Annotated in this window: 22 protein-coding genes and 1 tRNA gene; 10 read left to right on the top strand and 13 right to left on the bottom strand. The window is 70.1% G+C overall.

The annotated features are described in order from the left end of the window. Window positions 1–48: 48 nt before the first annotated feature. Window positions 49–1,050: a 3'-5' exonuclease gene (locus tag ACE3RQ_RS13955; RefSeq protein WP_374522644.1), complete on the top strand. Its 1,002-nt coding sequence runs from the start codon at window positions 49–51 to the stop codon at window positions 1,048–1,050. 56 nt (window positions 1,051–1,106) lie between these two features. On the opposite strand, the gene ACE3RQ_RS13960 is transcribed toward ACE3RQ_RS13955, so the two are convergent. After that, window positions 1,107–1,183 (bottom strand) — tRNA-Arg (locus tag ACE3RQ_RS13960). Window positions 1,184–1,255: 72 nt separating this feature from the next. Between ACE3RQ_RS13960 and ACE3RQ_RS13965 the strand changes: the two genes are divergently transcribed. Then, window positions 1,256–1,615, top strand: a complete 360-nt coding sequence (locus ACE3RQ_RS13965; protein WP_374522645.1) for a translation initiation factor Sui1 — start codon at window positions 1,256–1,258, stop codon at window positions 1,613–1,615. 21 nt (window positions 1,616–1,636) lie between these two features. Here the strand turns inward: ACE3RQ_RS13965 and ACE3RQ_RS13970 are convergent, their stop codons facing one another. The 5 genes from ACE3RQ_RS13970 to ACE3RQ_RS13990 are packed head-to-tail and all read right to left on the bottom strand — an operon-like array spanning window position 1,637 to window position 6,314. Continuing rightward, on the bottom strand, window positions 1,637–2,650 hold the full coding sequence (locus ACE3RQ_RS13970) for an FAD-binding oxidoreductase (protein WP_374522646.1): 1,014 nt from the start codon (window positions 2,648–2,650) through the stop codon (window positions 1,637–1,639). A 13-nt stretch (window positions 2,651–2,663) separates the two neighbouring features. Further along, on the bottom strand, window positions 2,664–3,617 hold the full coding sequence (locus tag ACE3RQ_RS13975) for a PdxA family protein (protein ID WP_374522647.1): 954 nt from the start codon (window positions 3,615–3,617) through the stop codon (window positions 2,664–2,666). 7 nt (window positions 3,618–3,624) lie between these two features. Further along, window positions 3,625–4,068, bottom strand: coding sequence for an aromatic-ring-hydroxylating dioxygenase subunit beta (locus ACE3RQ_RS13980; RefSeq protein ID WP_374522721.1), 444 nt, complete (start codon window positions 4,066–4,068; stop codon window positions 3,625–3,627). A gap of 24 nt (window positions 4,069–4,092) precedes the next feature. Next, complete coding sequence (locus ACE3RQ_RS13985) at window positions 4,093–5,319, bottom strand: aromatic ring-hydroxylating dioxygenase subunit alpha (protein WP_374522648.1); 1,227 nt, start codon at window positions 5,317–5,319, stop codon at window positions 4,093–4,095. 8 nt (window positions 5,320–5,327) lie between these two features. Then, entirely contained in the window at window positions 5,328–6,314 is a 987-nt protein-coding gene (locus ACE3RQ_RS13990; RefSeq protein WP_374522649.1) for a Bug family tripartite tricarboxylate transporter substrate binding protein, read from the bottom strand. 141 nt (window positions 6,315–6,455) lie between these two features. Between ACE3RQ_RS13990 and ACE3RQ_RS13995 the strand changes: the two genes are divergently transcribed. Continuing rightward, window positions 6,456–7,265, top strand: a complete 810-nt coding sequence (locus ACE3RQ_RS13995) for an IclR family transcriptional regulator C-terminal domain-containing protein (RefSeq protein WP_374522650.1) — start codon at window positions 6,456–6,458, stop codon at window positions 7,263–7,265. Window positions 7,266–7,290: 25 nt separating this feature from the next. On the opposite strand, the gene ACE3RQ_RS14000 is transcribed toward ACE3RQ_RS13995, so the two are convergent. The 3 genes from ACE3RQ_RS14000 to ACE3RQ_RS14010 are packed head-to-tail and all read right to left on the bottom strand — an operon-like array spanning window position 7,291 to window position 13,292. After that, window positions 7,291–8,766, bottom strand: coding sequence for an efflux transporter outer membrane subunit (locus tag ACE3RQ_RS14000; RefSeq protein ID WP_374522651.1), 1,476 nt, complete (start codon window positions 8,764–8,766; stop codon window positions 7,291–7,293). Further along, window positions 8,763–11,951: an efflux RND transporter permease subunit gene (locus ACE3RQ_RS14005; protein ID WP_374522652.1), complete on the bottom strand. Its 3,189-nt coding sequence runs from the start codon at window positions 11,949–11,951 to the stop codon at window positions 8,763–8,765. The genes ACE3RQ_RS14000 and ACE3RQ_RS14005 overlap by 4 nt, the downstream gene beginning before the upstream one ends. A gap of 15 nt (window positions 11,952–11,966) precedes the next feature. Next, window positions 11,967–13,292 carry an efflux RND transporter periplasmic adaptor subunit gene (locus ACE3RQ_RS14010; RefSeq protein WP_374522653.1) on the bottom strand — a complete coding sequence of 442 codons (1,326 nt, stop codon included), beginning with the start codon at window positions 13,290–13,292 and terminating at the stop codon, window positions 11,967–11,969. Window positions 13,293–13,514: 222 nt separating this feature from the next. Here ACE3RQ_RS14010 and ACE3RQ_RS14015 point away from each other — a divergent pair, with 222 nt between their 5' ends. From ACE3RQ_RS14015 to ACE3RQ_RS14025, 3 genes are all read left to right on the top strand, one after another. Next, window positions 13,515–14,315, top strand: coding sequence for an enoyl-CoA hydratase/isomerase family protein (locus tag ACE3RQ_RS14015; protein ID WP_374522654.1), 801 nt, complete (start codon window positions 13,515–13,517; stop codon window positions 14,313–14,315). Window positions 14,316–14,455: 140 nt separating this feature from the next. Next, complete coding sequence (locus ACE3RQ_RS14020; RefSeq protein WP_374522655.1) at window positions 14,456–14,650, top strand: hypothetical protein; 195 nt, start codon at window positions 14,456–14,458, stop codon at window positions 14,648–14,650. Between the two features lie 69 nt (window positions 14,651–14,719). Further along, on the top strand, window positions 14,720–15,346 hold the full coding sequence (locus tag ACE3RQ_RS14025; protein WP_374522656.1) for a LysE family translocator: 627 nt from the start codon (window positions 14,720–14,722) through the stop codon (window positions 15,344–15,346). 12 nt (window positions 15,347–15,358) lie between these two features. Here the strand turns inward: ACE3RQ_RS14025 and ACE3RQ_RS14030 are convergent, their stop codons facing one another. The 3 genes from ACE3RQ_RS14030 to ACE3RQ_RS14040 all read right to left on the bottom strand — a co-directional run bounded on the left by ACE3RQ_RS14030 (window position 15,359) and on the right by ACE3RQ_RS14040 (window position 19,068). After that, window positions 15,359–15,754 carry a GreA/GreB family elongation factor gene (locus tag ACE3RQ_RS14030; RefSeq protein WP_374522657.1) on the bottom strand — a complete coding sequence of 132 codons (396 nt, stop codon included), beginning with the start codon at window positions 15,752–15,754 and terminating at the stop codon, window positions 15,359–15,361. Window positions 15,755–15,891: 137 nt separating this feature from the next. Beyond that, complete coding sequence (locus tag ACE3RQ_RS14035) at window positions 15,892–18,435, bottom strand: cation-translocating P-type ATPase (RefSeq protein WP_374522658.1); 2,544 nt, start codon at window positions 18,433–18,435, stop codon at window positions 15,892–15,894. Window positions 18,436–18,486: 51 nt separating this feature from the next. Further along, a complete protein-coding gene (locus tag ACE3RQ_RS14040) occupies window positions 18,487–19,068 on the bottom strand; it encodes a hypothetical protein (RefSeq protein ID WP_374522659.1) in 582 nt (193 codons plus the stop codon). A gap of 55 nt (window positions 19,069–19,123) precedes the next feature. On the opposite strand from ACE3RQ_RS14040, the gene ACE3RQ_RS14045 reads away from it, so the two are divergent. Next, on the top strand, window positions 19,124–19,483 hold the full coding sequence (locus ACE3RQ_RS14045; protein ID WP_374522661.1) for a winged helix-turn-helix domain-containing protein: 360 nt from the start codon (window positions 19,124–19,126) through the stop codon (window positions 19,481–19,483). 96 nt (window positions 19,484–19,579) lie between these two features. Beyond that, complete coding sequence (locus tag ACE3RQ_RS14050) at window positions 19,580–19,813, top strand: hypothetical protein (protein ID WP_374522662.1); 234 nt, start codon at window positions 19,580–19,582, stop codon at window positions 19,811–19,813. Window positions 19,814–19,825: 12 nt separating this feature from the next. Here ACE3RQ_RS14050 and ACE3RQ_RS14055 read toward each other — a convergent pair whose 3' ends face one another. Beyond that, window positions 19,826–21,208, bottom strand: coding sequence for a DASS family sodium-coupled anion symporter (locus tag ACE3RQ_RS14055; RefSeq protein WP_374522663.1), 1,383 nt, complete (start codon window positions 21,206–21,208; stop codon window positions 19,826–19,828). 93 nt (window positions 21,209–21,301) lie between these two features. Here ACE3RQ_RS14055 and ybaL point away from each other — a divergent pair, with 93 nt between their 5' ends. Both ybaL and ACE3RQ_RS14065 read left to right on the top strand, forming a co-directional pair. Further along, window positions 21,302–23,020 carry a YbaL family putative K(+) efflux transporter gene (ybaL, locus tag ACE3RQ_RS14060; RefSeq protein WP_374522664.1) on the top strand — a complete coding sequence of 573 codons (1,719 nt, stop codon included), beginning with the start codon at window positions 21,302–21,304 and terminating at the stop codon, window positions 23,018–23,020. Then, a complete protein-coding gene (locus tag ACE3RQ_RS14065) occupies window positions 23,017–23,949 on the top strand; it encodes a universal stress protein (protein WP_374522665.1) in 933 nt (310 codons plus the stop codon). The genes ybaL and ACE3RQ_RS14065 overlap by 4 nt, the downstream gene beginning before the upstream one ends. The last annotated feature ends 41 nt before the right edge of the window (window positions 23,950–23,990 follow it).

The raw sequence follows: 23,990 nt of genomic DNA on the forward strand, positions 1-23,990 counted from the left end.
TCTGCCTTCGCGGCAAGTGGCGGACCTGTCGTGGAGTAGCCTTGGCCCATGGACCAACTGAGTTTTGAATTTGAGTCGCGCTCACCGGCGCCAGCCGGTGCGCCTGCGTGGCCGGCATCGAACCTGGCGCCCGAGCAGATGGCGCGGGTGCTGGAGCAACACGCCGACTACAAGGTGCTGCGCCGCTTGGTGCCCAAAGCCGACTACGGCCCCGCCCCCGCCGATCTGGTGCCGGCCGACGCGCGGCGCTTGCTCGTGCTGGACACCGAGACCACGGGCCTGTCGCACCAGGCCGACAAGATCATCGAGTTGGCGATGCTGTCGGTGCAGGTGGACGCGCGCAGCGGCTTGCCGTTCGGGCCGGTGACGGTGTTCGAGGGCTTTGAAGACCCTGGCATGCCGATTCCGTCCATCGCCCAGCAGGTCACGGGCATCACCGACGACATGGTGCGCGGGCAGCGGCTGGCGGATGACGCGGTGGTGGCCATGGTGTCGGCGGCCGATCTGGTGGTGGCCCATAACGCGGGTTTCGACCGGCCATTCGTGGAGGCGCGCTTCGCGGCTTTTCGCGAGAAAGCCTGGGCCTGCTCCTTCATGGACATTGACTGGAAGGCCGCGGGCGCCGAGTCGGCCAAGCTCAGCGCCCTAGCCCACGACCATGGCTGGTTTTACGACGCCCACCGCGCCCAGGTGGACTGCCACGCCTTGTTGCAGGTGCTGTGCGAACCGGTGGGCGATGGCGGCCAGAACGGTCTGGCCTTGCTGATGGCGGCGGCGCAGCGTCCATCGTTCAAGTTGCGCGCCACCGGTGCCCCCTTCGAGGCGAAAGACAAGCTCAAGGCGCGCGCGTACCGCTGGGACGCCGAGGCGCGAGTCTGGTACTGCGCCCTGGCGGGCGAAGAGGCGCTGGCCGCTGAACTGGCCTGGCTGCGGGCCGAGGTGTATGGCGCGCGGCCAGCGCGGGTGGAACTGGAGGCGCTGGATGGGCTGGTGCGCTATTCGGCGCGGCCGGGCATGAAGCGCCAAGAAGAGGTGCCGTTGGCGCCCTGACGGCTCGCCCAAGCAAAAAAGGCCTGTTCCGTTGCCGGAACAGGCCTTCTGCGTTTTGGTGCGGCTGGCAGGAATCGAACCCACGACCCCTTGGTTCGTAGCCAAGTACTCTATCCAGCTGAGCTACAGCCGCCAAGCCTCGCATTATAGCGCCAAAGCGCGGGTGGTCTGGCAGGAACCCGGCGGACCGCTACCATCGCGGCCCATGAACAAGCGCTCCTCCAGCGGTGGGCTGGTCTATTCCACCGATTTTGGCACCATGTGCCCGGGCTGCCGCCAGCCCGTGGCGCAGTGCGTGTGCAAGGCCGCCTCGGTGCCGGCGGGCGACGGCGTGGTGCGGGTGCAGCGCAGCACGCAAGGGCGTGGCGGCAAGACGGTGACGGCGGTGCGCGGCGTGCCGCTGGCCGCGCCCGAATTGCAGGCGCTGGGCAAGCGCCTGAAGGCCGCTTGCGGCAGTGGCGGCACCACCAAGGACGGCGTGATCGAGGTGCAGGGCGACCACGTGGAGCGCGCCATGGCCTGGCTGCAGGCACAGGGCTACACGGTGAAGCGCTCGGGCGGTTGAGGGGTTAAGGGGTTGAGCGCCTCAGGGCGCCACGGGCTGAGGCCCGGGCACGAAGGCGTCGCTGTGAAAGCGCGCGGCGCTCAGGCCCAGCTCGGTGGTGCACACCTGGCGCACCGTGTCCACCATGGCGGGTGAGCCGCAGCAATACACCTCGTGCTCGGCCAGCGACTGGCCCAGGCCGCGCAACGCGGCGTCCACTCGGCCGTGAAAGGCACCCAGGGCCTGGGCCGCCTCGGCCTGGGTGAGGGCGGGCACGTAGCGCCAGTCGCGCAGCGACTTTTCCCATTTGGCCAGCGCGCTGGGCAGGTACAGGCTGGCGGCCTCGCGTGCGCCCCACACCAGCGTCACCGCTCGGGTGGACTTGCGCTTCACCAGGTCGTCCAGCAGCGACTTCACGGGCGCGAAGCCGGTGCCGGTGCACACGCACAGCAGCGGCGCGCTGCCCTCCGGGTCAATGGCGACATGGCCGAAGGGCAGTTCCAGTTCAAGCTGGTCGCCCGCTTGCAGCCGCGTGACGATCTCGCTGAAGGCGCCGCCGGGCACGCGGCGCACGTGCAGTTGCACCGTGTCGCTCTCGTGCGGCGGGTTGGCCATGGAGTAGGCGCGCCGGCTCTGGTCGGGCAGCAGCACTTGAAGGTATTGGCCGGCGCGAAAGCGCGCGCGCTTGCCTGGTGGCAGGCGAAGCTGCAGCAGGTTCACGTCGGGGGCCACCTCGGTGTTGCGAAACACCTTGGCGGTGACGCGCAGGCGGGCCGCCGGGTCGATGCGCGCCCATGAAGCCGGCGCAATGGCCAGGTCTTGGCGCGGCTGGCACTGGCACAGCAGGGTCTGGCCCTCGGGCGTGGCCTCGGCCGAGGCCATGGGCAGCACCGCGTGGGCGCCGCTCACCACCGTGGCGGCGCAGTTGCCGCACACGCCCTTGCGGCAGGAATGCGGCAGGGTGATGCCGGCCTTGAGCGCGGCGTCGAGCACGGTCTCGTCGGCCGCACAGGAAAACTGGGCATCGCTGTTGGCGATGCGAATCTGAAAGCTCATGGCGAGGTGGGGTTCAAGTGGGCCAGCCGCTGACCAGGCGCAGGCTGCGCAGCAGGGCGTCGGGGCGGGCCTGGCCGGTGCCGGCGATGTCCATGGCGCTGCCGTGGCCGGTGCTGGCCAGCAGCACGCGCGCGCCGATCGACAGCGCGCTGGCGGCTTGCGGGGCCAGCAGCTTCACGGGAATGTGGCCCTGGTCGTGAAAGATGGCCACGTAGGCGTCGGCGGGCCGCGTGGCGCGGTCGGCCAGCAGCGCGTCACCGCCCTGCGGCCCTGCCACTTGCAGACCCATGGCGCGCAGGCGCTCGGCCGCGGGCACGGTGATGCGTTGGTCGTCGGGCCCGAACAGCTCGCCTTCAGAGGCATGTGGGTTCACGCCGAAGAGGGCCAGCGAGGGCTCGATGATGCCCATGGCGCGGCAGGCCTTGTGCGCCGCGAGCGCGGCGTTCACCACCAGCTCGGGCGTGAGGCGCGCCAGTGCGGTGGCCACGCTTTCGTGCAGGGTGGCGTGCACGATGCGCAGGCCGCCGCCCACCAGCATCAGGAACACGCTGTGCTCGGGTTCGCCGCACACCTGGGCCACCAGGCCGGGGTAGCCGCTGAAGCGAATGCCAGCCTGGGCGATGGCGGTCTCGTGGTGCGGGCCGGCCACCACCGCGTCGAACTCGCCGGCCTGGCAGGCGCGAATGGCGGCGCTGGCGCTGGCCACGGCACTGCGCCCGGCGGCCGCGCTCACCACGCCGGGCTGGTGCTCACCGGCCACCAGGGGGCCGGCCTCGCGCAGGCGCAGGCTGGCCAGGGTGGTGTGCAGGCCGGTGACGTGCGCCGCGTGTTCCAGCGCACAGCGCGGGCCGAACACGGTGAGGCGCTCGCGCTGTTCTGGCATCAGCTCGGCCGCGGCCTTGAGCACGATCTCGGGGCCGATGCCGTTGGGGTCGCCCAGGCTCAGGGCAAGGCGTGAGGCCGTCATGCGGCGCTCACAGGGGCAGTGCCATGAGGGTGTCGGTGACGGTGCTGTCACACACCGCCACGCGCTCGGCCAGCAGCAGGCGATCGCCTTCCACCACGAAGCGGTCTTGGTAGACGCCGCTGGCGAAGAGCTGCGTCTGCCCCTCGTGCATGATGCGCGCCACCATGAAGGGCGTGCGCGCCACCGCCTCGGTGGCAGACTGCGAGAGCAGCAGCGGTGTGCCCAGCAGGTGGCGGTAGCGTTGGCGCTCGTACACATTGGCCTCGCGCAGCGCGGCCACGCGGTCGGCCAGCATGGCGCGCGAGTCGGCCCACACCACGCCAGCGGGAAGGCCTTCCTGTTCGTTTTCGATGTGGGTGACGCGGTAGTGGCAGCGCTCGGTGAAGAAGGCGGGCCAGTCTTCCAGGCGGTCGCTGTCGATGGCGTCGGCGTAGGCGGCGTTGACGCCCATGATGCGGATGAGATCGGTCACGGTTCAGACCCCCATGTGTTGACGGTAGGCCTTCCAGAAGCCGCGCACCGAGGTCTCGGTGGCCCGGCCCTCGCCCGAGGCGACGTCGCTGCCGCCCATTTCGATCACGGCTTGTTCGTCGGCCGCGCCGGCAATGCCGCGCTGCACGAAGCCGCCCACGGCGCCGTCTTCCATTGAGATGAAGCCGGCTGGCCCCACCAGGTTGGCCTGCTTCAGGCGCACGGTGAGTTGCTCGGGCGTGTCGTCTTCAAAGCCCAGGTACACCCAGTTCAGTTCGCTGCGGTCGGCGCCCTTGGGCAGCACCTGGCGCACGGCCAGGCAGTTCTGGATCTGCTGCAGCACGAAGCCGGGAAACACCGAGAGAATCTGCAGCGTCACGCCGTCGTCCCACTCATGGAAGCCGGCCAGCAGGCTGGGGTCTTGCAGGCGGTAGCGCTCGTGGTCGGAGCGCAGGCCCTGGGCCTTGTACGACTCGTCCTTGGCGGCGGGGTCGATCATCGAGTAGCTCACGTGGTTGCCGCCCGATTCGTCCACCACGATGCCGCCTTTTTGCGAAAGGCGGTTGATCTCGAAGGTGGTGAAGAACAGGTGCAGCAGGCTGGCGTGGTAGCTGTCGCGCACGTTCTCGGCGTAGAGCTTCCAGTCGTTGGGCAGGGCCTGGGTGAAACGGCCAATCACCTTCACCGGCTTGTGCAGCACGCGCTCGATGCGCGCGCAAATCTCATCGCCCAGGTACTCCTCGATGGGGGCCACGTCATCGCTGAAGCTGCCGAACACCAGGCCGCAGAACACCGCAATGCGCAGCTTGCGCGGCCCGTGTTCTTCTTTGCAGAAACCCGCCGGCATGCCGCCCTGGCCCTTCACGCCTTTCTCGAAGGCCACGCCAGTGAGGTCGCCCTGGCGGTTGTAGCTCCAGGCGTGGTACACGCACTGAAAGCTCTCGGCCCGTCCGGCCTTCTCCAGCGCGAGCAGGGCGCCGCGGTGCGCGCAGCGGTTCTCGAAGCCGTAGATCTCGCCGTCGTTGTCTTTCACCACCACCACCGGGGTCTCGCCCACGAAGGTGGTGCGGTAGTTGCCGGGCTCGGGCAGCTCGGCGTCCAGGCACAGGTAGTTCCAGGTGGCACCGTGAAAGAGGCGCTGCTGTTCTTGCTGGCGCACGCTCTCGTTGGCGTACACGCGGTAGGGCACGCGGGTGAGCGAGTCGGCCCAGGCGATGTCGGATGTCTGCATGGCGGGGTTCAGTCGAGGGTGACGTTGGCGGTCTTGATCACGCGGGCCCACTTCTCGGATTCGGCCTTGATGAAGCGGGCGGTGTCTTGCGGGCTTTGGCCGCCCGGGTCGGCGCCCTGGGCGGCGAACTTCTGGCGCACATCGGGCTGCTCCAGCGCGGCGCGGAAGTTCTTCTGCAACTGGGCCACGGTGTCGGCGGGTGTGCCGGCGGGGGCCACCACGCTGAAGAAGGTCACGGCGTTCATGCCGTCCACCTTCAGTTCGCCGAAGGTGGGCACCTGCGGCAGTGCGCTGGAGCGGCGCTCGTCGGCCACGGCCAGCACCTTGATGCGACCGCTCTGGTGGTACTGCGCCGAGGAGGCGATGTTGTCGAAGAAGACGTCCACCTGACCGCCCACCAGGTCATTGAGCGCGGGCGCCGTGCCGCGGTAGGCGACGTGGACCATTTTGGTGCCGGTCTGTTGCATGAACAGGTTGGCCGTGAGGTGCGAGGTGGAGCCATTGCCTTGCGAGGCGTAGGTCACCTTGTTGGGGTTGGCCTTGAGGTAGGCAATGAACTCGGCGTAGTTGCTGGCTGGCACGCGGTTGCTCACCGCCAGCACGTTGGGCACCGTGGCCACCACGGTCACCGGCACCCACTTGGTGGGGTCGAAGCTCATGGTCTTGTACAGGTGGTGGTTGATGGCCACCGGGCCCGGGGGCGAGACCAGCAGGGTGTTGCCGTCGGGTTCGGCGCGGGCCACGAACTCGCCGCCGATGTTGCCGCCCGCGCCCGTCTTGTTGTCGATCAACACGCCCGCCGGGTAGGCGTCGCGCATCTTCTCGGCCAGGATGCGCGGCAGTACGTCGGCCGTGCCGCCAGCGGGAAAGGGCACCACAAGGCGCAGCGGCTTGGCTTGCGCCAGCGCGGAGGTGGGGGCTAGCAGGGCGCTGCCGGCCAGGGTGGCGGCAGCCAGCGCCAGCGTGCGGCGGGTGAGGGCGTTGCGGGTGTTCATGTGTCTCCTGTGGGTGGGGGCTGGGGCCAGCGCCTGCGGCGCCGTGAGCCGCACGGTCGTGGCCGTGCTTTGTGGGGGCTCGGGCTGGAGTCTAGGAAGCCGCGTTGATTCAGGTCAACGAAAACGAACATAATGTTCGCTATGCGAACTAATGCCCTGCCCGATAGCGAAGGCAACCCAGTCACCAGCCCCGTCGAAGACCAAGACCGCGACTACGTGATGGCCCTGGAAAAAGGGTTGGCCATCATCGAGGCCTTCGGGCAGATCCGGGGCGGGGCCAACCTCACGCGCCTGGCTGAGGTCACGGGCCACACCAAGGCCTCGGTGCGCCGCTCGCTGCACACGCTGTGCCGCCTGGGCTACGCGCAACAGGTGGGGCGCGAGTTCCGGCTGGCGCCGCGCGCGCTGCGCCTGGGCCAGGCCTTCGTGGTGTCCGATTCGCTGGCGCGCATCGCCCAGCCCATTCTGGAAACCACGGCCGAGCGCACGAAAGAATCGGCCTCGATGGCGGTGCTCGACTCGCAAGACTCGGTGTTCATCGCCCGCGCCACCCACCGCCGCAGCCTGTCGGCCGGCCTGGGCGTGGGGGCGCGCCTGCCGGCCTACGCCTGCGCCACCGGGCGGGTGTTGCTGTCGGGGCTGCCACGCGAACAGGTGAAGTTCATGCTGGGCCGCATGGCGCGGCCCGAGATCACGACCCACACGCTCACCTCGCTGCCGGCCATCCTCAAGCAGATCGACCGCGCCGGGCGCGATGGTTACGCGCTGTGCGATCAGGAGCTGGAGATGGGCCTGCGCTCATTGGCCGTGCCCATTCGCAACAGCGCGGGCCAGGTGATCGCGGCCATGAGCCTGTCGGTGTCCACCCAGCGGCTGGACGTGCAGGGCATTCTGGACACCCTGCTGCCCGAGCTGGAGCGCGCGCGCCAGAAGTTCCCCGCGCTGCTGTGAGCGCGGCGGCCGGGCGATCTGGGCCTCAGGGCTTGGCGCTGGCCAGGGTGGTGCGGTCGGGGCCGCCCAGTACCTTGTAGAGCGTCACGCGGTTGAGTTGCTCGGCCAGGCGCAGGCCGATGAGGGTCTGCTCGGCCGCGAAGAGCGTGCGCTGCGCATCGAGCACGGTGAGGAAGTTGTCGGCGCCGGAATCGAAGCGGGCCTGTGACAGCTCCAGCGCCTTGCGCGATGACGCCACCACAGCGGCTTGCGCGTCCAGCCGTTCTTGCCATTGGGCGCGGTCGGCCAGGGCGTCGGCGGTTTCGCGGAAGGCGGTCTGCACCGCTTTCTCGTACTGCGCCACCGCCACCTGCTGGTTGGCCTCGGCCACTTGCACATTGGCGCGGCTGCGTCCGCCGTCGAACAGGGGCAGGCGCACCAGGGGCACGAAGCTCCAGGTGCCGTTACCGGCGTCGAACAGGCCATCCAGCTCCCGGCTGCCGGTGCCGACCGAGCCGGTGAGGCTGATGGTGGGGAACAGGGCCGCACGGGCGGCGCCAATGTTGGCGTTGGCCGCGCGCAGGCTGCGCTCGGCGGCTTGCACGTCGGGGCGGCGCAGCAGCGCGCTGGAGGGCAGGTCGGGCGCCACGGGCAGCAGGGCGGCGGGCATTTGCGGCTGGCGCCACAACTGGGCATCGGGCAGCAGGGCCTCGGGCACCGGGCCGCCCACCAGCAGGTTGAGCGCGTTGCGGTCGCGCGCCACCTGGGCGGTGAAGCGCGCCACCTCGCCACGGGCGGTGTCCACGGTGATGCGGTTCTGCGCCAGCACCAGCCCCGAGGTGCCGCCCAGGTCGTAGACGCGCTGGGTCAGGGCGAAAGACTTTTCGCGCGCCTGCAGCGTGTCGCGCGCCAGGGTGAACTGCGCCATGTTGGACGCCAGCGTGAGCCAGGCGTTGGCCACGTCGGCCACCAGGCTGAGCTGCACATTGCGCTGGGTGTCTTCGCTCTGTAGGTATTGCTGCAGCGCGGCCTCGCTGAGGTTGCGCACGCGGCCCCACAAATCCAGCTCGAAGCTGGTGAAGCCCAGTTGCGCAGTGGTCTGGGTGGTCAGGGTGGACACGCCGGAGTTGTTGAGGTCGGCGGCGGTGCGGTTGCGGCTGAGCTGGCCGCTGGCCGCCACCGTGGGCAGCAGGTCGGCGCGGGTGATGCCGTACTGTGCGCGCGCGCGCTCGATGTTGGCCAGCGCCACGCGCAGGTCGCGGTTGTGGGTGAGGGCCAGCGCGATCACCTCGCGCAGGGCCGGTGCCTGCACCCAGTCCAGGGCCTGGGCCTGCTGCTGCGCGGCGCTGCTGGCGGGCGCGGTATCGGTCGTGGCCGTGGCCGTGGCCGACAGGGTGGTGGGCACCGGCGCGGCCGGCGTCTGGTTCAGGGGCGCGAAGTTGCAGGCGCTCAGGGCCAGCGTGGCCGAGGCAATGGCGCCCAGGCGCAGCGGGTGGCGGGGGAAGAAATGTTGGCCGCTCATGCAGCGCTCCCGTGGTCGGTGGTGGGCGTTGGGTGGGCGGAGGTGGTGGCGGGGCTGGCCTCGCTGTCCTGGCGCGAATGGCTGGTGAACCAGCTTCGGATCAGCAGGAAGAACACCGGCACCAGGAAGATGCCCAGCGCGGTGGAGGCGATGGTGCCGCCCAGCACGGCGGTGCCGATGGCGTTGCGGCCGCCCGCGCCAGCGCCCGTGCCAAAGGCCAGCGGAATCACGCCAAAGCCGAAGGCCAGCGAGGTCATGAGGATGGGGCGCAGGCGCAGGCGCACGGCTTCCACCGTGGCGTCGAACACGCTCTTGCCGCGCTCTTGAAGTTGCACCGCGAACTCCACGATCAGGATGGCGTTCTTCGAGGCCAGGCCCACGGTGGTGAGCAGGCCCACCTGGAAGTACACGTCGTTGTTGAGCCCGCGCACGCTGGTGGCCAGCAGCGCGCCGAGCACGCCCAGCGGCACGGCCAGCATCACCGACAGCGGCACGTTCCAGCTTTCGTACAGCGCGGCCAGGCACAAAAACACGAAGAGGATGGAGATGGCGTAGAGGAAGGGGGCTTGCGCGCCCGACTGGCGCTCTTGCAGCGAGGCGCCGGTCCACTCGTAGCCGATGCCGGGCGGCATCTCCTTCAGGATGTCTTCGATGATCGCCATGGCCGTGCCCGAGCTCACGCCCGGTGCGGCACTGCCCACGAACTCATACGAGGGCGCGCCGTTGTAGCGCATGAGTTGCGGCGAGCCATAGGCCCAGCGCGAGGTGGCGAAGGCCCTGAATGGCACCATCTCGCCCTTGTTGTTGCGCACGGTCCATTGCTCGATGTCCTGCGGCAGCATGCGGTAGGCCGCGTCCCCCTGGATGTACACGCGCTTGACGCGGCCGTTGTGGATGAAGTCGTTCACGTAGGTGCCGCCCATGGCGCTGGCCAGCACGTTGTTGATGTCGTTGAACGACACGCCCAGCGCGGCGGCCTTGCGGTCGTCCACGTCCAGGCGCAACTCGCTGGCGTCGTCCAGGTTGGTGACGCGCACGCTGGTGAGTTCGCTGCGCTTGCGGGCCATCTCCAGTACGCGGTCTTTGGCGGCCAGCAGCGCGTCGTGCCCCAGGCCGTTGAGGTCTTTGAGCATGAAGTTGAAGCCGGCGTTGGAGCCCAGCCCGCGCACGGCCGGCGGCAGGCTCACGAAGATGCGGGCGTCGCGGATGCGGGCCAGGTCTTTGTTGGCCTTGAAGGCGATGTTGGCGGCCGACTGCTCGGGCCGGGTGCGCTCGTCCCAGGGCTTGAGGCGGATGAAGCCGCGGCCCGAGCTCTGGTCGCCGTTCTGGCCGGTCACGGTGTTGAGGCTCAGCACGTCGGGGTGCTGGCTGAAGTAGGCCTGCACCTCGTTCACCACCTTCTGCAGCCGCGCATCGGCCGCGCCGGCGGGCAGGTTGAAGCTCACGTAGAGGAAGCCCTGGTCTTCGTCGGGCAGGAAGGCGGTGGGCAGGCGGCTGATGAGCAGCCACACGCCCACGCACACCGCCAGAAAGATCAGCACCATGCGCTTGGTGCGCCGCAGGGTGTAGGCCACGGTGTTCTGGTAGCGCTGGGCCGAGGCGTCGAACTTGCGGTTGAACCAGCGGAAGAAGCGGTCGTTCCAGCCCAGCAGGCCGCGCCGGGGCGGGCCGGGCAGGGTGTGGGCGGGGGGCTTGAGGATGGTGGCGCACAGGGCCGGTGTGAGCGTGAGCGCCACCAGCACCGAGAAGCCCATGGCCGACACGATGGTGATGGCGAACTGCCGGTAGATCACGCCGGTGGAGCCGCCGAAGAAGGCCATGGGCACGAACACGGCCGACAGCGTCACGCCAATGCCCACCAGGGCCGGCGTGATCTCGCGCATCGACTGCTGCGTGGCCTGCTTGGCGGGCAGGCCGGTCTCGTGCATCACGCGCTCCACGTTTTCCACCACCACGATGGCGTCGTCCACCAGCAGGCCGATGGCCAGCACCATGGCGAACATGGTGAGGGTGTTGATCGAGTAGCCCGCCGCCGACAGCACGCCAAAGGTGCCCAGCAGCACCACCGGCACGGCGATGGCGGGGATCAGCGTGGCGCGGAAGTTCTGCAGGAACACGAACATCACGATCACCACCAGCAGCATGGCCTCGGCCAGCGCCGTGGCCACCTCGGTGATCGAGGCGCGCACGAAGGGGGTGGAGTCGGAGCTGACGTAGTAGTCGATCTGGTTGGGGAAGTAGGGCTTGAGCTCGGCCAGCTTGGCCGCCACCGCGTCGGACACGGCCATGGCGTTGGCGCCGTCGGCCAGCACGATGCCCATGCCCGCGCCGGCCAGGCCGTTGCGCTGCGACTTCACGCCCAGGTTCTCGGCGCCCAGTTCCACGCGGGCCACGTCTTTCACCGTGACCACCGAGCCGTCGGCGCTGGACTTGAGCACGATGGCCTGGAAGTCTTGCACCGTGCGCAGCTTGGTGCGCGCGGTGATGGTGGCGCTGAGTTGCTGGTCGGGCACGGCGGGCAGGGCGCCGAGCTGGCCGGCCGATACCTGCACGTTCTGCGAGTTCAGGGCCGACACCAGGTCAGACGGCATCAGGCCGTATTTCTCCAGGCGCCCCGGGTCCATCCAGATGCGCATGGCGTAGTTGGTGCCGAACACGTTGACATCGCCCACGCCGTCGATGCGGCCGATCACGTCCACCAGGTTGCTGGTGATGTAGTCGCCGATGTCCACCGCGGTGATCTCGGGGTCGGCCGAGCTGAAGCTGTAGGTGACGAGGTAGTCGCCACCGCCCTTGTTCACGAACACGCCTCGGCTGCGCACCGATTCGGGCAGCCGGTTGGTGGCGGCCTGCAGCTTGTTCTGCACCTGCACCTGCGCCACGTCGATGTTGGTGCCGGGCGCGAAGGTGAGGGTGGTGCGTGAGCGCCCAGCGGCATCGCTGGTGGAGCTCATGTAGATCATGTTGTCGATGCCCTTGAGCTGCTGCTCAATGATCTGGGTCACCGAGTTCTCCACCGTCTCGGCGGACGCGCCGGTGTAGGTGGCCGAGATGGTCACGCGCGGCGGCGCGATTTCGGGGTACTGCTCCAGCGGCAGGGTGAAGATGGACAGCGCCCCCCCGAGCATGATGACGATGGCGATGACCCACGCAAAGATGGGCCGCCGAATGAAAAACTGGGCCATGTAGCGGAGCCTTCCTTAGCGGGCGGTGGCGGGTGCGGTGCCAGGCTTGTCGCCAGCGGCGGGGGATTTGCCGGCACCCTTCTCACCGCCTTTGTCACCACCCTTGGCGTCGGCGGGCTGCGGGTCCACCTTGTCGCCGGGCTTCACGCGCTGGAAGCCGTCCACCACCACGCGCTCGCCGGCCTTCAGGCCCGAGCTCACCAGCCAGCGGTTGCCGATGGCGCGGTCCACCTCGATCGGGCGGCGCTCCACCTTGTTCTCGTCGTTCACCACCAGCACGCTGGCGCGGCCCTTGAGGTCGCGCGAGACGGACGGTTGCGGCACCAGCAGGGCCTCGGGCGCCAGGCCGGTGGGCAGCACCGCCTGCACGTACATGCCGGGCATCAGCAGGCCGTCGGGGTTGGGCACCACGGCGCGCAGCGTCACGGCGCCGGTGGACGGGTTCACGATGACGCCAGCGAATTGCACACGGCCTTCCTTGCCGTACAGCGTGCCGTCTTCCAGGCGGATGCGCACCCGCATCTGGTTGCCGTCCACGCGGGCGTAGCGGCCCTGTTCCCACTCGCGCTTGAGCTGCAGCAGCTCGGTGCTGCTCTGGGTGAAGTCCACGTGAATCGGGTCAAGCTGCACGATGCTGGTGAGCGCGGTGGCCTGGTTGGCCGTGACCAGCGAACCCGGCGTGACGGTGGACAGGCTGGTGCGCCCGCTGATGGGGGCTTCGATGCGGCTGTAGCGCAGGTTGATGCGCGCCGTCTCCAGGTTGGACTTGGCCACCGCCACCTCGGCGGCGGCCTGCGCGGCGGCGGCCTGGCTTTCGTCGTTGGCCTGGCGGCTGATGGCGTCGATCTTCACCAGCTCGGCGTTGCGCGCGGCGTTGGCCTGCGCGGTGCGTTGCGTGGCCTGGGCCTTGGCCAGCGCGGCGGCGGCGCTGGCCTCGGTGGCGCGCAGGGCGGCGTCGTCGATCTGGTACAGCGGCTGGCCTTGCTTGACCAGGCCACCTTCGGTGAACAGGCGCTTCTGGATGATGCCGCTCACCTGTGGCCGCACCTCGGCGATCTGCGAGGCCACCGTGCGCCCGGGCAGCGACACGCTGATCTCCTGGCTCTGCGCCTGCAGCGTGAGCACGCCCACCTTGGTCGGGGGCGGCGCCGTGGGGGCGGGCGTCTCGGCCTTGCTGCACGCGCCCAGTGCCAGGGCCAGTGCCACGGCGGGCAATGCCAGGGCCACCCGGCGGCGGCCTTCGGGGCGGCGGAGCGGTGCGGTCGAGTCGGTCGGGCGGATCGAGACGGCCGCGCGGGCGGTCCGGGGGGCCTGGAAGGCTTCTTGTTGGGAGGCTGGCATGGGTGGATGTTGGGAGTTTGCCCGTGAGGAATCGGCCATTCTGTCGTGGCCTTGTTGATTTTTTGTAAAGCCGGTGAATAGCCGCAAGCCTTGGTCTGGCTTGGTTTGCACCAAGGTGACAGTTGGCGCGCCCGATTGTTTTAATGGTCCTACCAAATTGCCTATCATGCCCACCACCCGTCGCGGCGGGCCTTTGTTGACTTTTTCTCTCCGGGAGACCCCATGCAAACCGTTTTCGGCTCGGTGCTGTTTGAGCGCCTGGACGACGTGGCCGTCGTCACCCTCAACCGCCCCGAGCGGCGCAACGCCCTGGGCGGCACCCTCCGCGAAGACCTGGTGGCGGCCATGGACGCGGCCGAGCAAGACAGCGCGGTGCGCGCCATCGTGCTCACCGGCGCGGGCAGCTGCTTCTGCGCCGGTGGTGACCTCAAGCAGATCCTGGCCGGGCTGGAATCGGCCGAGGGCCGGCCGCTGCGCGACAAGGTGCGCCCCCAGCGCGACGCCACCCTGCTGGCGGTGTACGAGGCCGGCAAGCCGGTGATCGCGGCCGTGAACGGCCCCGCCTTTGGCGCCGGCATGAACCTGGCCCTGGCCGCCGACATCCGCTTGGCCGCGCCCACGGCGCGCATGTGCCAGTCGCACGTGCTGCGCGGCCTCATGCCCGACTACGCTGGCACCTACCTGCTGCCGCGCCTGGTGGGGCCGGCCCGCGCGGCCGAGCTGATCTACACCGGCCGCATCGTCGAGGCCGACGAAGCCGCCCGCCTGGGCCTGGTGAACGAGGTGGTGCCGGCCGAGCAGCTCATGCCCGCGGCGCTGGCCATGGCCCGCACCATCGCCCGCAACGCGCCCCTGCCCGTGCGCCTGGCCAAGCGCGCGGTGCAGCAGGCGCACCAGGGCGGCATTCGCGAAGCGCTGGAGCGCGAAACCGCCGCGCAGAACGTGTGCTACGACACCGAAGACGGCCGCGAGGGCCTGCGCGCCTTCGTGGACAAGCGCGACCCGGTGTTTGTGGGGCGCTGAGCGCGGGCCAGCGTCCCACCGCTCGTCTGCCCAGGGGAAAACCCCGTCTCGACTGTCACTGAACTGAGACCTGGGCGCGGCACCATACCTTCACGAAAAAGGCGCTCACGAGGCGCTGTCAGGGAAAGAAGGGTGTGGTGATGTTTGAGTACGAAATCGTCGGTTTGCTGCCCCAGTCGGACGAGGGCTTTGTCTTCCGCAGTTGCGTGCCCCGTCTGCAAGACCAGCCTGAGTTGTGGGCCGATGAGTGCCCCTACCCCATTCCGCGCCAGCGCGAGGTGCGGGTGAGGCTGGTGGCCAACGTGGGCCACGCCGAGGCCTGCGCCACGGCCTGACGCCCTGGGGGCGAGTGCCACAATCGGCGCCCAGGGGCCGGCACAGGCCCCTTCAGCTTTGGAGACACCATGCCCACCTGGGACGCCACCCTCACGTTTTTTGCCTTGTCGGTCGTGCTCGGCCTCACGCCCGGGCCCGACAACCTGTTCGTCGCCATGCAGGCCGCCACCCACGGGCGCCGCGCGGGCCTGGCCGTGGTGCTGGGCCTGTGCACCGGCCTGCTGGGCCACACGGCCGCCGTGGCCCTGGGCCTGGCGGCGGTGTTTGCCGCCTCGGCCACGGCCTTCACCGTGTTCAAGGTGATGGGCGCGGCCTACCTGGCGTGGCTCGCCTGGCAAGCGTGGCGCGCGCCCGTGGGCGCCAACGCGGGCGAGCGCCCGCCCGCGGCGTCGTGGCGCCGGCTGTATGGCCGGGGCGTGTTCATGAACCTCACCAACCCCAAGGTGGCGCTGTTTTTCCTGGCCTTGCTGCCGCAGTTCGTGGTGCCTGGGCAGGGGCCGGTGGCGGCGCAGATTGCCTGGTTCGGCTTCGTGTTCATCGTGGCCACGTTCATCACCTTTGGTGGCATCACCTACTTCGCGGGCGCCTTCGGTGAGCGCCTGCAGGGCTCGCCGCGCGCGCAGCGCTGGATGAACCGCGCCAGCGCCGTGGTGTTCGCCGGCCTGGCGCTGCGCCTGGCCACGGCCCAGCGCTGAAATGCCCGTGCCTCAGGTGCTGTAGTCGCCCGACGATTCGGGCTGGAACAGCATGGCCACGATGGTGGCTTGCGACGCCTCGCCCGAGGGCTCGCGCCAGCGCGCCGTGTCGCCCAGCCGCAGCCCCAGCAGCGCCATGCCCATGGGCGAGAGCACCGACACGAAGCCCTGCTCGGGTTCGGCGTCGTCGGGGTAACACAAGGCCAGTTTGTGGGGCCCGGGCTGGCCGGGGCGCTGCACCTCGATCAGCGAATACAGCGTCACCACATCGGGTGCCACCTGGCGCGAGGGCACCACGTCGGCCCGCTGCCAGTGGCTCACGCGGTGCACGTCGATCAGGTGGGACAGGCGGGCGTGGTCCAGCTCGGTGAGCGTGCGGCCACTGGGCGTCGCAAAGAAGAAAGGCATGTTGCGCTCCTGCTGGGCGGCCGTTGGCCGCCGTCGCGCCGGGCGGTGGGCCCGGCGATCTGGGGTGGCGCAAACCAGGAACAGAGATCGCCGGGCTCAGGAATGTGCGGGCAGCACGGGGAATGGGCAAGCGGTGTTCATGGCGAGCCAGTGTAGGCAGGGTGGCCGGTGTCGGGGCTCCGGTGTTTCCCCAGCCAGCGGCCCAGGGCCGTGAGCGCCACCAGCCACGCCGCCAGGGCGGCCACCATGCCCGCCAGCGCCAGCCCGTCTGCCGGGCTGGGCCAGGCCAGGCCCATCAGGTGGCGCAGCACCGGCACGCCGTACACCGCCACCAGCAGCGCGCCCATGCCCAGGGCCAGGCGGGCCAGCCAGCGGTTGGGCGCCCGCCAACGCTGGCGGTTGGCCAGGATCAGCCCCAGCACCGAGACCACCAGCGCGCCAAACACCACGCCACGCGCCGCGGCTTCGGGCCAGGCGAAGGCCTGCAGCAGCGCGTGCCCGCCCAGCAGGGCCGCCGTCACGCCCAGCCCCTGCACGATGGGCAGGGCCAGCGCGGCGGCCGCGAAAGGCGATTCGCCCACCGGGCGCGGCGGGCGCTGCATGGTGCGCGGGTCTTCGGGTTCGTCTTCAAACACCACCGAGCAGGCCGGGTCGATCAGCAGCTCCAGCAGCACGATGTGCATGGGCAGCAGCAAGGGCGCCCAGTGCAGCAGTGGCGGCAGCAGGGCCAGGGCGATCACCGGCACGTGCACCGCGAACACGAAGCGCGTGGCCTGGCGGATGTTCTGGTCGATGCGCCGGCCCTGGCGCACGGCGGCCACGATGCGCGCGAAGCTGTCGTCCAGCAGCACCAGGGCGGCGGCCTCGCGCGCCACGTCGGTGCCGCGTTCGCCCATGGCCACGCCCACGTCGGCGGCCTTGAGCGCGGGGGCGTCGTTCACGCCATCGCCGGTCATGGCCACCACCTCGCCGCTGGCGCGCAGGCACTGCACCAGGCGCAGCTTGTGGTGCGGCTTGAGGCGGGCGCACAGGTCCACGTCGCGCAGGCGCTGGGCCAGGGCGGTGTCGTCCAGGGCGTCCATGTCGGCGCCGGTGATCAGGTCGGGCCGTTCCGACAGGCCCACCTGCTGCGCGATGGCGCGCGCCGTCACGGGGTGGTCGCCGGTCATCATCACCACGCGCACCCCGGCGCGGCGGCACTCGGCAATGGCGGCTGGCACCTCGGGGCGCGGCGGGTCGGCCAGGCCGACCAGGCCCAGGAACTCGAAGGTGTGGTCGTGCTGGCTGGCGGGCCAGTCGGGTGGCGGGGCGTCAAGCCATCGGCCCTGGGCCACGCCCAGCACGCGCAGGCCGCGCTCGGCCATGGCCTGCACCTGCTCGCGCAGCGCTTGCAAGCGCTCGGGGCTGAGGTGGCACAGGTCGGCCACCGCCTCGGGCGCGCCCTTGGTGGCCAGCAGGTGTTGGCTGGGGTCGGCGCTGGCGTACACGCGGGTCATGCCCAGGATGTCGATGGACAGCGGGTATTCAAACTCGGGCTCGCGCCCGTCGTGCACGTGCTCGGTGCCTTGCAGCCACTGGTGGCCAAAGGCCTGGATGGCTTTTTCCATCGGGTCAAACGGGTCGCCCGGCGTGGCCAGCATGCCGAACTCGACCAGGCGGTGAAAGGGCTCGGGCAGGGCCTGGGCACCGGTTTGCGAGAAGTGGGCATCGGGCGTGGCCAGCTCGACCACGGCCATGCGGTTCTGGGTGAGCGTGCCGGTCTTGTCCACCGCCAGCACGGTGATGGCGCCCAGGGCCTCCACGGCGGTGACCCGCCGCGTGAGCACCTGCTGGCGCGACAGCCGCCACGCCCCCAGCGCCAGAAACACGGTGAGGATCACCGGAATCTCTTCCGGCAAGATCGCCATGGCCAGGGCCACACCCGAGAGCAGGCTGGGCAGCAGGGCTTGGGCGTTCCACCACCAGCCCAGCAGCACCTGCACCAGGGCCAGCACCAAGGCGGCCACGGCCAGGCGGCGCACCAGTTGGCGTGAGGCCAGTTGCAGGGCCGAGGGCGGCTCTGGCGTGCGCAGCAGGTCGGCGCCGATGCGCCCCACGGCGGTGTGGGCACCGGTGGCCACCACCTCGGCCAGCGCCACACCGCGCGTGACCAGGGTGCTGGCGCTCACCGTGTCGGCGGTGCCGGGTTGCCGCGCCACCGGCACCGATTCGCCGGTGAGCAGCGATTCGTCCACCTCCAGTTGGCCTTCGCGCAATTGGGCATCGGCCGCGATGCGGTCGCCCTCGCGCAGCACCAGCCAGTCGCCAGGCACCACCTCATGGCCGGCGATGCGCTGCTCTTGCCCGTCGCGAATCACCAGGGCGCGCGGTGCCGAGAGGTCGCGCAGCGATTCGAGCGCGCGCTGGGTCTTGCGCTCTTGCGCCAGCGTGATGGCGATGATCACCCCCACCGAGCCCAGCAGAAACAGCGCCTCGGCCCGGTCACCCAGCGCCAGGTAAAGGCCGCCAGCGGTGAGCAGCATCAGGAACATGGGCTCGGTCACCACCCCCAGCACGATGGCCGCCCAGGGCTTGGCTTGGCTGCCGGGCAGTCGGTTGGGGCCGTGTTCGGCCAGGCGGCGCGCGGCTTCGGCGCTGGACAGGCCCTGCTTGGCCTGCGTGGTGTGGGTGTCGGGCGACATGGCCCCAGCTTGGCCGAAAGGCCCGGTCAGGGCAAGCCCGCTGGCACTGGGTCAGCGCCCGCGTTGGCGCAAACGGTGGCGCTGCACCAGGGCCACCAGCAGCACCAGCAGGGCCAGCACGGCGCTGGTGCCCAGAAAGTCGCCCATCAGCCGCGCACTGGCCAGCGGTAGCCAGTGGGCCAGGGGCAGGCCGTGCGCCAGCACGGTGTAGGCCGAGGTGGCCGCGCTGTGCGCCATCAGCGCGGCCAGCAGCAAGGTGATGAGCTGCCCAAAGCCGAGCTGGGCCAGATCGGGCGCCACGCGCAGGGCACGGCGCAGCGCCAGCAGCACCAGGCCAGGGGCCGCCAACTGGGTGATCACAAAGCCGAGCTGCGTGACCAGCGACGTGCCGGGCCATGACGCCTGAGCCGTCAGCAAGCCGGCCAGGGCCAGGCCCAGAAAGCCCCAGGCGCCGCCCACCAGCATCACCACCAGTTGCACGCCGGTGGACAGCCCGAGCAGCCCTGGGTCGGGCTCGCCCGGCAGCGCGCTGTTGGCCCATCGGGTCGCCCCGGAGGCCAGACAATAGGCCCCCAGGCTCCACAGGGCCACGGCCGGGCCCGACGTCAGCAGGTGGCCCGATTGCCCTACCATGCTGCGCCGGTGTCCCCATTTCGTGTGTCGTGACCCAACCATTCCCATCGTGTCCATGTCCAGAAAGCCAAAGCCCGATCCGGGCTCGCTCGCCTACCTGAAGCTGCTCAACCTGGTCGATTCGATCAAGCGCAGCCAGCCGGCATTAGACCCACTGGAGGAGCGCTTGCTGAACCGCATGGCCATGGCCTGGCACAAGGGTGAAAAAGTCACGGTGACCCAGGCCATGGAGGGGGGAGATGGTGTGGCGCCCGCCACAGTGCACCGGCGCCTGAAGCAGCTTCGGGCCAAGGGATTGGTGGCGCTGGTGGCCGATGCGAACGACACGCGGGTGCGCTTTATCGAGCCCACCGATGAGGCGCTGCACTACTTCAACGCCCTCGACGACTGCCTGCGGCGCCTGGACCGGGCCTGAGGCTTCCCCCAAATGTGGGAGGCGGGTGGACCCCACTCCTATGGGTTAGTTGCTTATCATCCTGATAAACAACAAGCCCGGTCACGGGCCCAACGCATGCCATTTGATATGCCGCTCGACGGCGGCCCCGCGCCCCGGTTGGGTGACCTCGATTCACCCGATTACCGTGCCTACCTCATCGAGAAGCACGGCGTCGAGCACCACCCCGCCCTGCACTGCCACACCCTGGGTGTGAAGATTTTTTCCTCGCTGGACGAGGCACTGCTGTACGCCCACCACCTGGAATCGGTGTCGCGGCGCCGCCCGCCGGTGCCGCCCGCCGAGCCCTGAGGGTCGCAGTCTTCAGCCCAGCCAGCGCAGCGCCAGCCAGCCCCAGGCGGTGACCACCGCGATGCAGGTGGCGTCCAGCGCCAGGCCCGCGCGCAGCATCTGGCGCGAGCCCACCAGGCCCGTGCCGAACACCAGCGCGTTCGGTGGTGTGGCCACCGGCAGGGCAAAGCCGCAAGAGGCGGCCAGCGCCACCACCACGATCAGCACCGTGCTGGGCAAGCCCAGCGGCTCGGCCACGGCCGCGAACACCGGCACCAGCAGCGCCGCGGCCGCGGTGTTGCTGGCGAACTCGCTGAGCAGCACCATGAAGGCGGCCACCACCAGCAGCACCAGCCACACGGCCTGGCCGCTCAGGGCACCGGCCACCCATTGGCCCAGCGCCAGTGAGGCGCCCGTGCTGCCCAGCAGCTCACCCAGGGCCAGCCCACCGCCGAACAGAATGAGCACCCCCCAGTCGGTGTGGCGAACCACCTCGCGCCAGCTCGTCACGCCCAGCGCCACCACCGCCACGGCGGCGGCCAGGGCGACCACGCTGTCCGGGCTCTGGATGCCCATGGCCTTCAAGGGCGCAGCGCCGAACACCCAGCCCGCCACCGCGAAGGCGAACACGGCCAGGGTGCGCCAGCGCGCCGGTGTCCACGCGATCTCTTCCCGGGCCACCTCGATGGGGCGGTTCAATTCAGGGCGCAGCACGCACCAGAGCACCGCCACCATCAGGGGCACCAGCAACACCACCAGGGGCAGGCCGATCCAGAGCCACTGCACGAAATCGAGCCCGGCCGCGCGAGCGGCAATGGCGTTGGGCGGCGAAGCCACCACCGTGCCCAGGCCCGCCAGGCTGGCCGTGTAGGCCACGCTGAGCAGCACGAAAGCCAGGGTGGCGCGGTCTTTCTGCGGGTCCAGCGAACCCGCCAGGCCCAGGGCCAGGGGCAGCATCACCGCGGCTGTGGCGGTGTTGCTGATGGCCAGCGACAGCAGGGCCGTGGCCAGCAGCAATAAGCCCAGTGTGCGGCCCAGGTGCCCGCCAGCCAGGCGCATGAGGGCCTGCGCCATCTTGCGGTCCAGTTGCTGGGTGCGCAGGGCGGTGGCCAGGGCAAAGCCGCCGAAGAACAGCACCACGATCGGGTCGGCAAAGGGCGCCAGCGCCTGGGCGGTGGTGAGCCCCGGCAGGCCCAGCAGCAGCGCCACCAGTGGCACCAGCAGCGCCGTCACCGCCAGCGGCAAGGCCTCGGTGAGCCACAGGCAGCCAATGAACACCAGCAGCGCCATGCCCTTGCGTGGCGCGGCGTCCCAGGGCAGCGCACCGTAAGTGATGGCGGCCAATGCCGCGGCCAGCAACAGCAGGGCGGTGGTGCGGCGGCCGCTGAAGGCGTGGGTGTCGGCGGTGCTCGTCATCGGCAATGGCTTGGGTGCTATCAAATTGGGTTCGCCTCGGCAAAGGGCATCGCGTAAATTCGAGGGCCTATACCCCTGGGAGCGTACACAAGCATGCCGCACGATGTGAGCCTGATCGCCACGATCGCGACCGCCTTTGGCCTGGCCATGGCGTTCGGGCTGGTCGCCGCGCGGCTGCGCATGCCGCCGCTGGTGGGCTACTTGCTGGCCGGCATCGTGGTGAGCCCGGCCACGCCGGGTTTCGTGGCCGACGTGGGCCTGGCCGGGCAACTGGCCGAGATCGGCGTGATGCTGCTCATGTTCGGCGTGGGCCTGCACTTCTCGGTGAAAGACCTGCTGGCGGTGCGCCGCATCGCCCTGCCGGGCGCCATCGTGCAGATCGGGGTGGCCACTTTGCTGGGCATGGGCGTGGCCACCTGGTGGGGCTGGGACCTGGGCGCCGCGCTGGTGTTTGGCTTGTGCCTGTCGGTGGCCAGCACGGTGGTGCTGCTGCGCGCGCTGGAGGCGCGGGGCCTGCTGAGCACGGTGAACGGCCAGATCGCCGTGGGCTGGCTGGTGGTGGAAGACCTGGTGATGGTGGTGGTGCTGGTGCTGCTGCCGGCGGTGGCGGGCGTGCTCTCGCCGGGGCGTGCGGGCGTGGCCGAGTTGTCGGGCGCCAGCATCGGCGCCACGGTGGGCCTCACGCTGGCCAAGGTCACGGCCTTCATCCTGATCATGCTGGTGGTGGGGCGGCGGGTGTTGCCGCAGTTGCTGTGGCGCGTGGCGCGCACCGGATCGCAAGAGCTGTTCACCCTGACCGTGGTGGCCGTGGCGGTGGGCGTGGCCTTTGGCGCGGGCAAGCTGTTTGACGTGTCCTTCGCCCTGGGGGCTTTTTTCGCCGGGATGATGATGCGCGAGTCGGCATTCGCGCGCCGCGCGGCCGACGAATCGCTGCCCTTGCGCGACGCCTTCGCGGTGCTGTTTTTCGTGTCCGTGGGCATGCTGTTTGACCCGGCGGTGCTGTGGACGCAGCCGGGCAAGCTGCTGGCGGTGGTGGCCATCGTGATGGTGGGCAAGACGCTGGCCGCCGCCGCGCTGGTGCTGCTGTTTCGTTACCCCATGCGCACCGCGCTGGCCGTGGCGGTGAGCCTGGCGCAGATTGGCGAGTTCTCTTTCATCCTGGCCGGCCTGGGCGTGTCGCTGGGCCTGCTGCCGCCGCAGGCGCAGAGCCTGGTGCTGGCCGGTGCGCTGATCTCGATCGCGGCCAACGCCAGCCTGTTTGCCTTGGTCGAGCCGGTGCACGAATGGACCATGAAGCGCTACGCCTGGGCGCGCCGGCTGGAGATGCGCGGCGACCCCCTGGGCGAGCTGCCCATGAGCACCGACGAGAAGCTGCTGCAGGGCCAGGTGGTGCTGGTGGGCCACGGCCGCGTGGGCCGGCGCATCGCGCACATGCTCACCGAGCGCCGCCTGCCCTTCGTGGTGGTGGACCTCAGCCGCGAGGTGGTGGAGGCGCTGCGCGAGCAAGGCCTGGCGGCGGTGAGTGGCGACGCCCAGACGCCCGAGGTGCTGGTGCAGGCCCACATTGCCCGTGCGTCCATGCTGGTGCTGGCCATGTCCGACGCGGTGGACGTGCGCCGCATCGTGGACATCGCGCGCACCCTCAACCCCAGCGTGGCCGTGGTGCTGCGTTGCCACAACGACGAAGAGGCTCAACTCTTCACCCGCGACGGGCTGGGCCAAGTGTTCGTAGGCGAGCAAGAACTCGCGCGCGGCATGGGCCAGCACATCGTCGACACCCTGACCACACCCCACAAGGAGGCCCACCGATGAACCCGCTGCCGCACCTGGCCGTTGCCACCGACTTCTCTGCGCCGGCCCGCCTGGCGGTGGACCGCGCCTGGTTGCTGGCGGCCCGCCACGGTTCGCGCCTGACCCTGCTGCACGCGCTGGGCCTGGACGTGCTGGCGCCTTGGCGCGCCCTGCTCAGCGAGCGCTACGCGGCACTCGGCTCCAGCTTGCACACCGAGGCCCAGGGCCAGCTCGACGCCCTGGTGGCCGAGGTGGCGGCGGCCAGCCCGCCGGCCCTGCCGGTGGACGCCCAGGCGGTGGTGCAAGACGGCCTGGCCGGCTGGACCGTGCCCGACTGGGTGCGCGCGCACGTGCCCGATCTGCTGGTGGTGGGCGCGCGTGGCAGCAGCGGCTTCAAGCGCTGGGTGCTGGGCTCCACCGCGTCCAAGCTGCTGCGCAAATCGGCTTGCCCGGTGCTGGTGGTGAAAAGTGCCGAGGCCAAGCCCTACCGGCGCGCGGTGGTGGCGGTGGATTTTTCGGTCGCGTCGGCGCGCTCCATCGAGATGGCGCGCCTGCTCGCGCCCGAGGCCGACCTGGTGCTGCTGCACGCCTACGAGGTGCCCTTCGAGGGCAAGATGGCCTTCGCGGGCGTGAGCCAGGAACTGATTCGCCAGTACCGGCGCGACGCCCATGAGCAGGGCGTGCAGCGCCTGGCCGAGTTGGCCGCCTCGGTGGGCCTGCGGCCCGGCGACTACGTGGGCTTCGTGGTGGAAGGCGACCCGGCCAGCCTGGTGCTGCAGCACCAGGAGCTGCACCTTGGCGACCTGATCGTGATGGGCAAGCACGGCACCCACGTCACCGAAGAGCTGCTGCTGGGCAGCGTCACCCAGCGCGTGCTCGATGAGACCCAGGTGGACCTGCTGGTGGTGGTGGAACCGCACGGCGCCGACGTGCCCTCGCTGGAGCCCTGAGCAGGCACCGCCGGGAACTTTGCCGGCCGAGGGGCCTCAGC

The organism is Hydrogenophaga sp., from assembly GCF_041913525.1.
In the GTDB taxonomy this organism is placed as follows: domain Bacteria; phylum Pseudomonadota; class Gammaproteobacteria; order Burkholderiales; family Burkholderiaceae_C; genus Hydrogenophaga.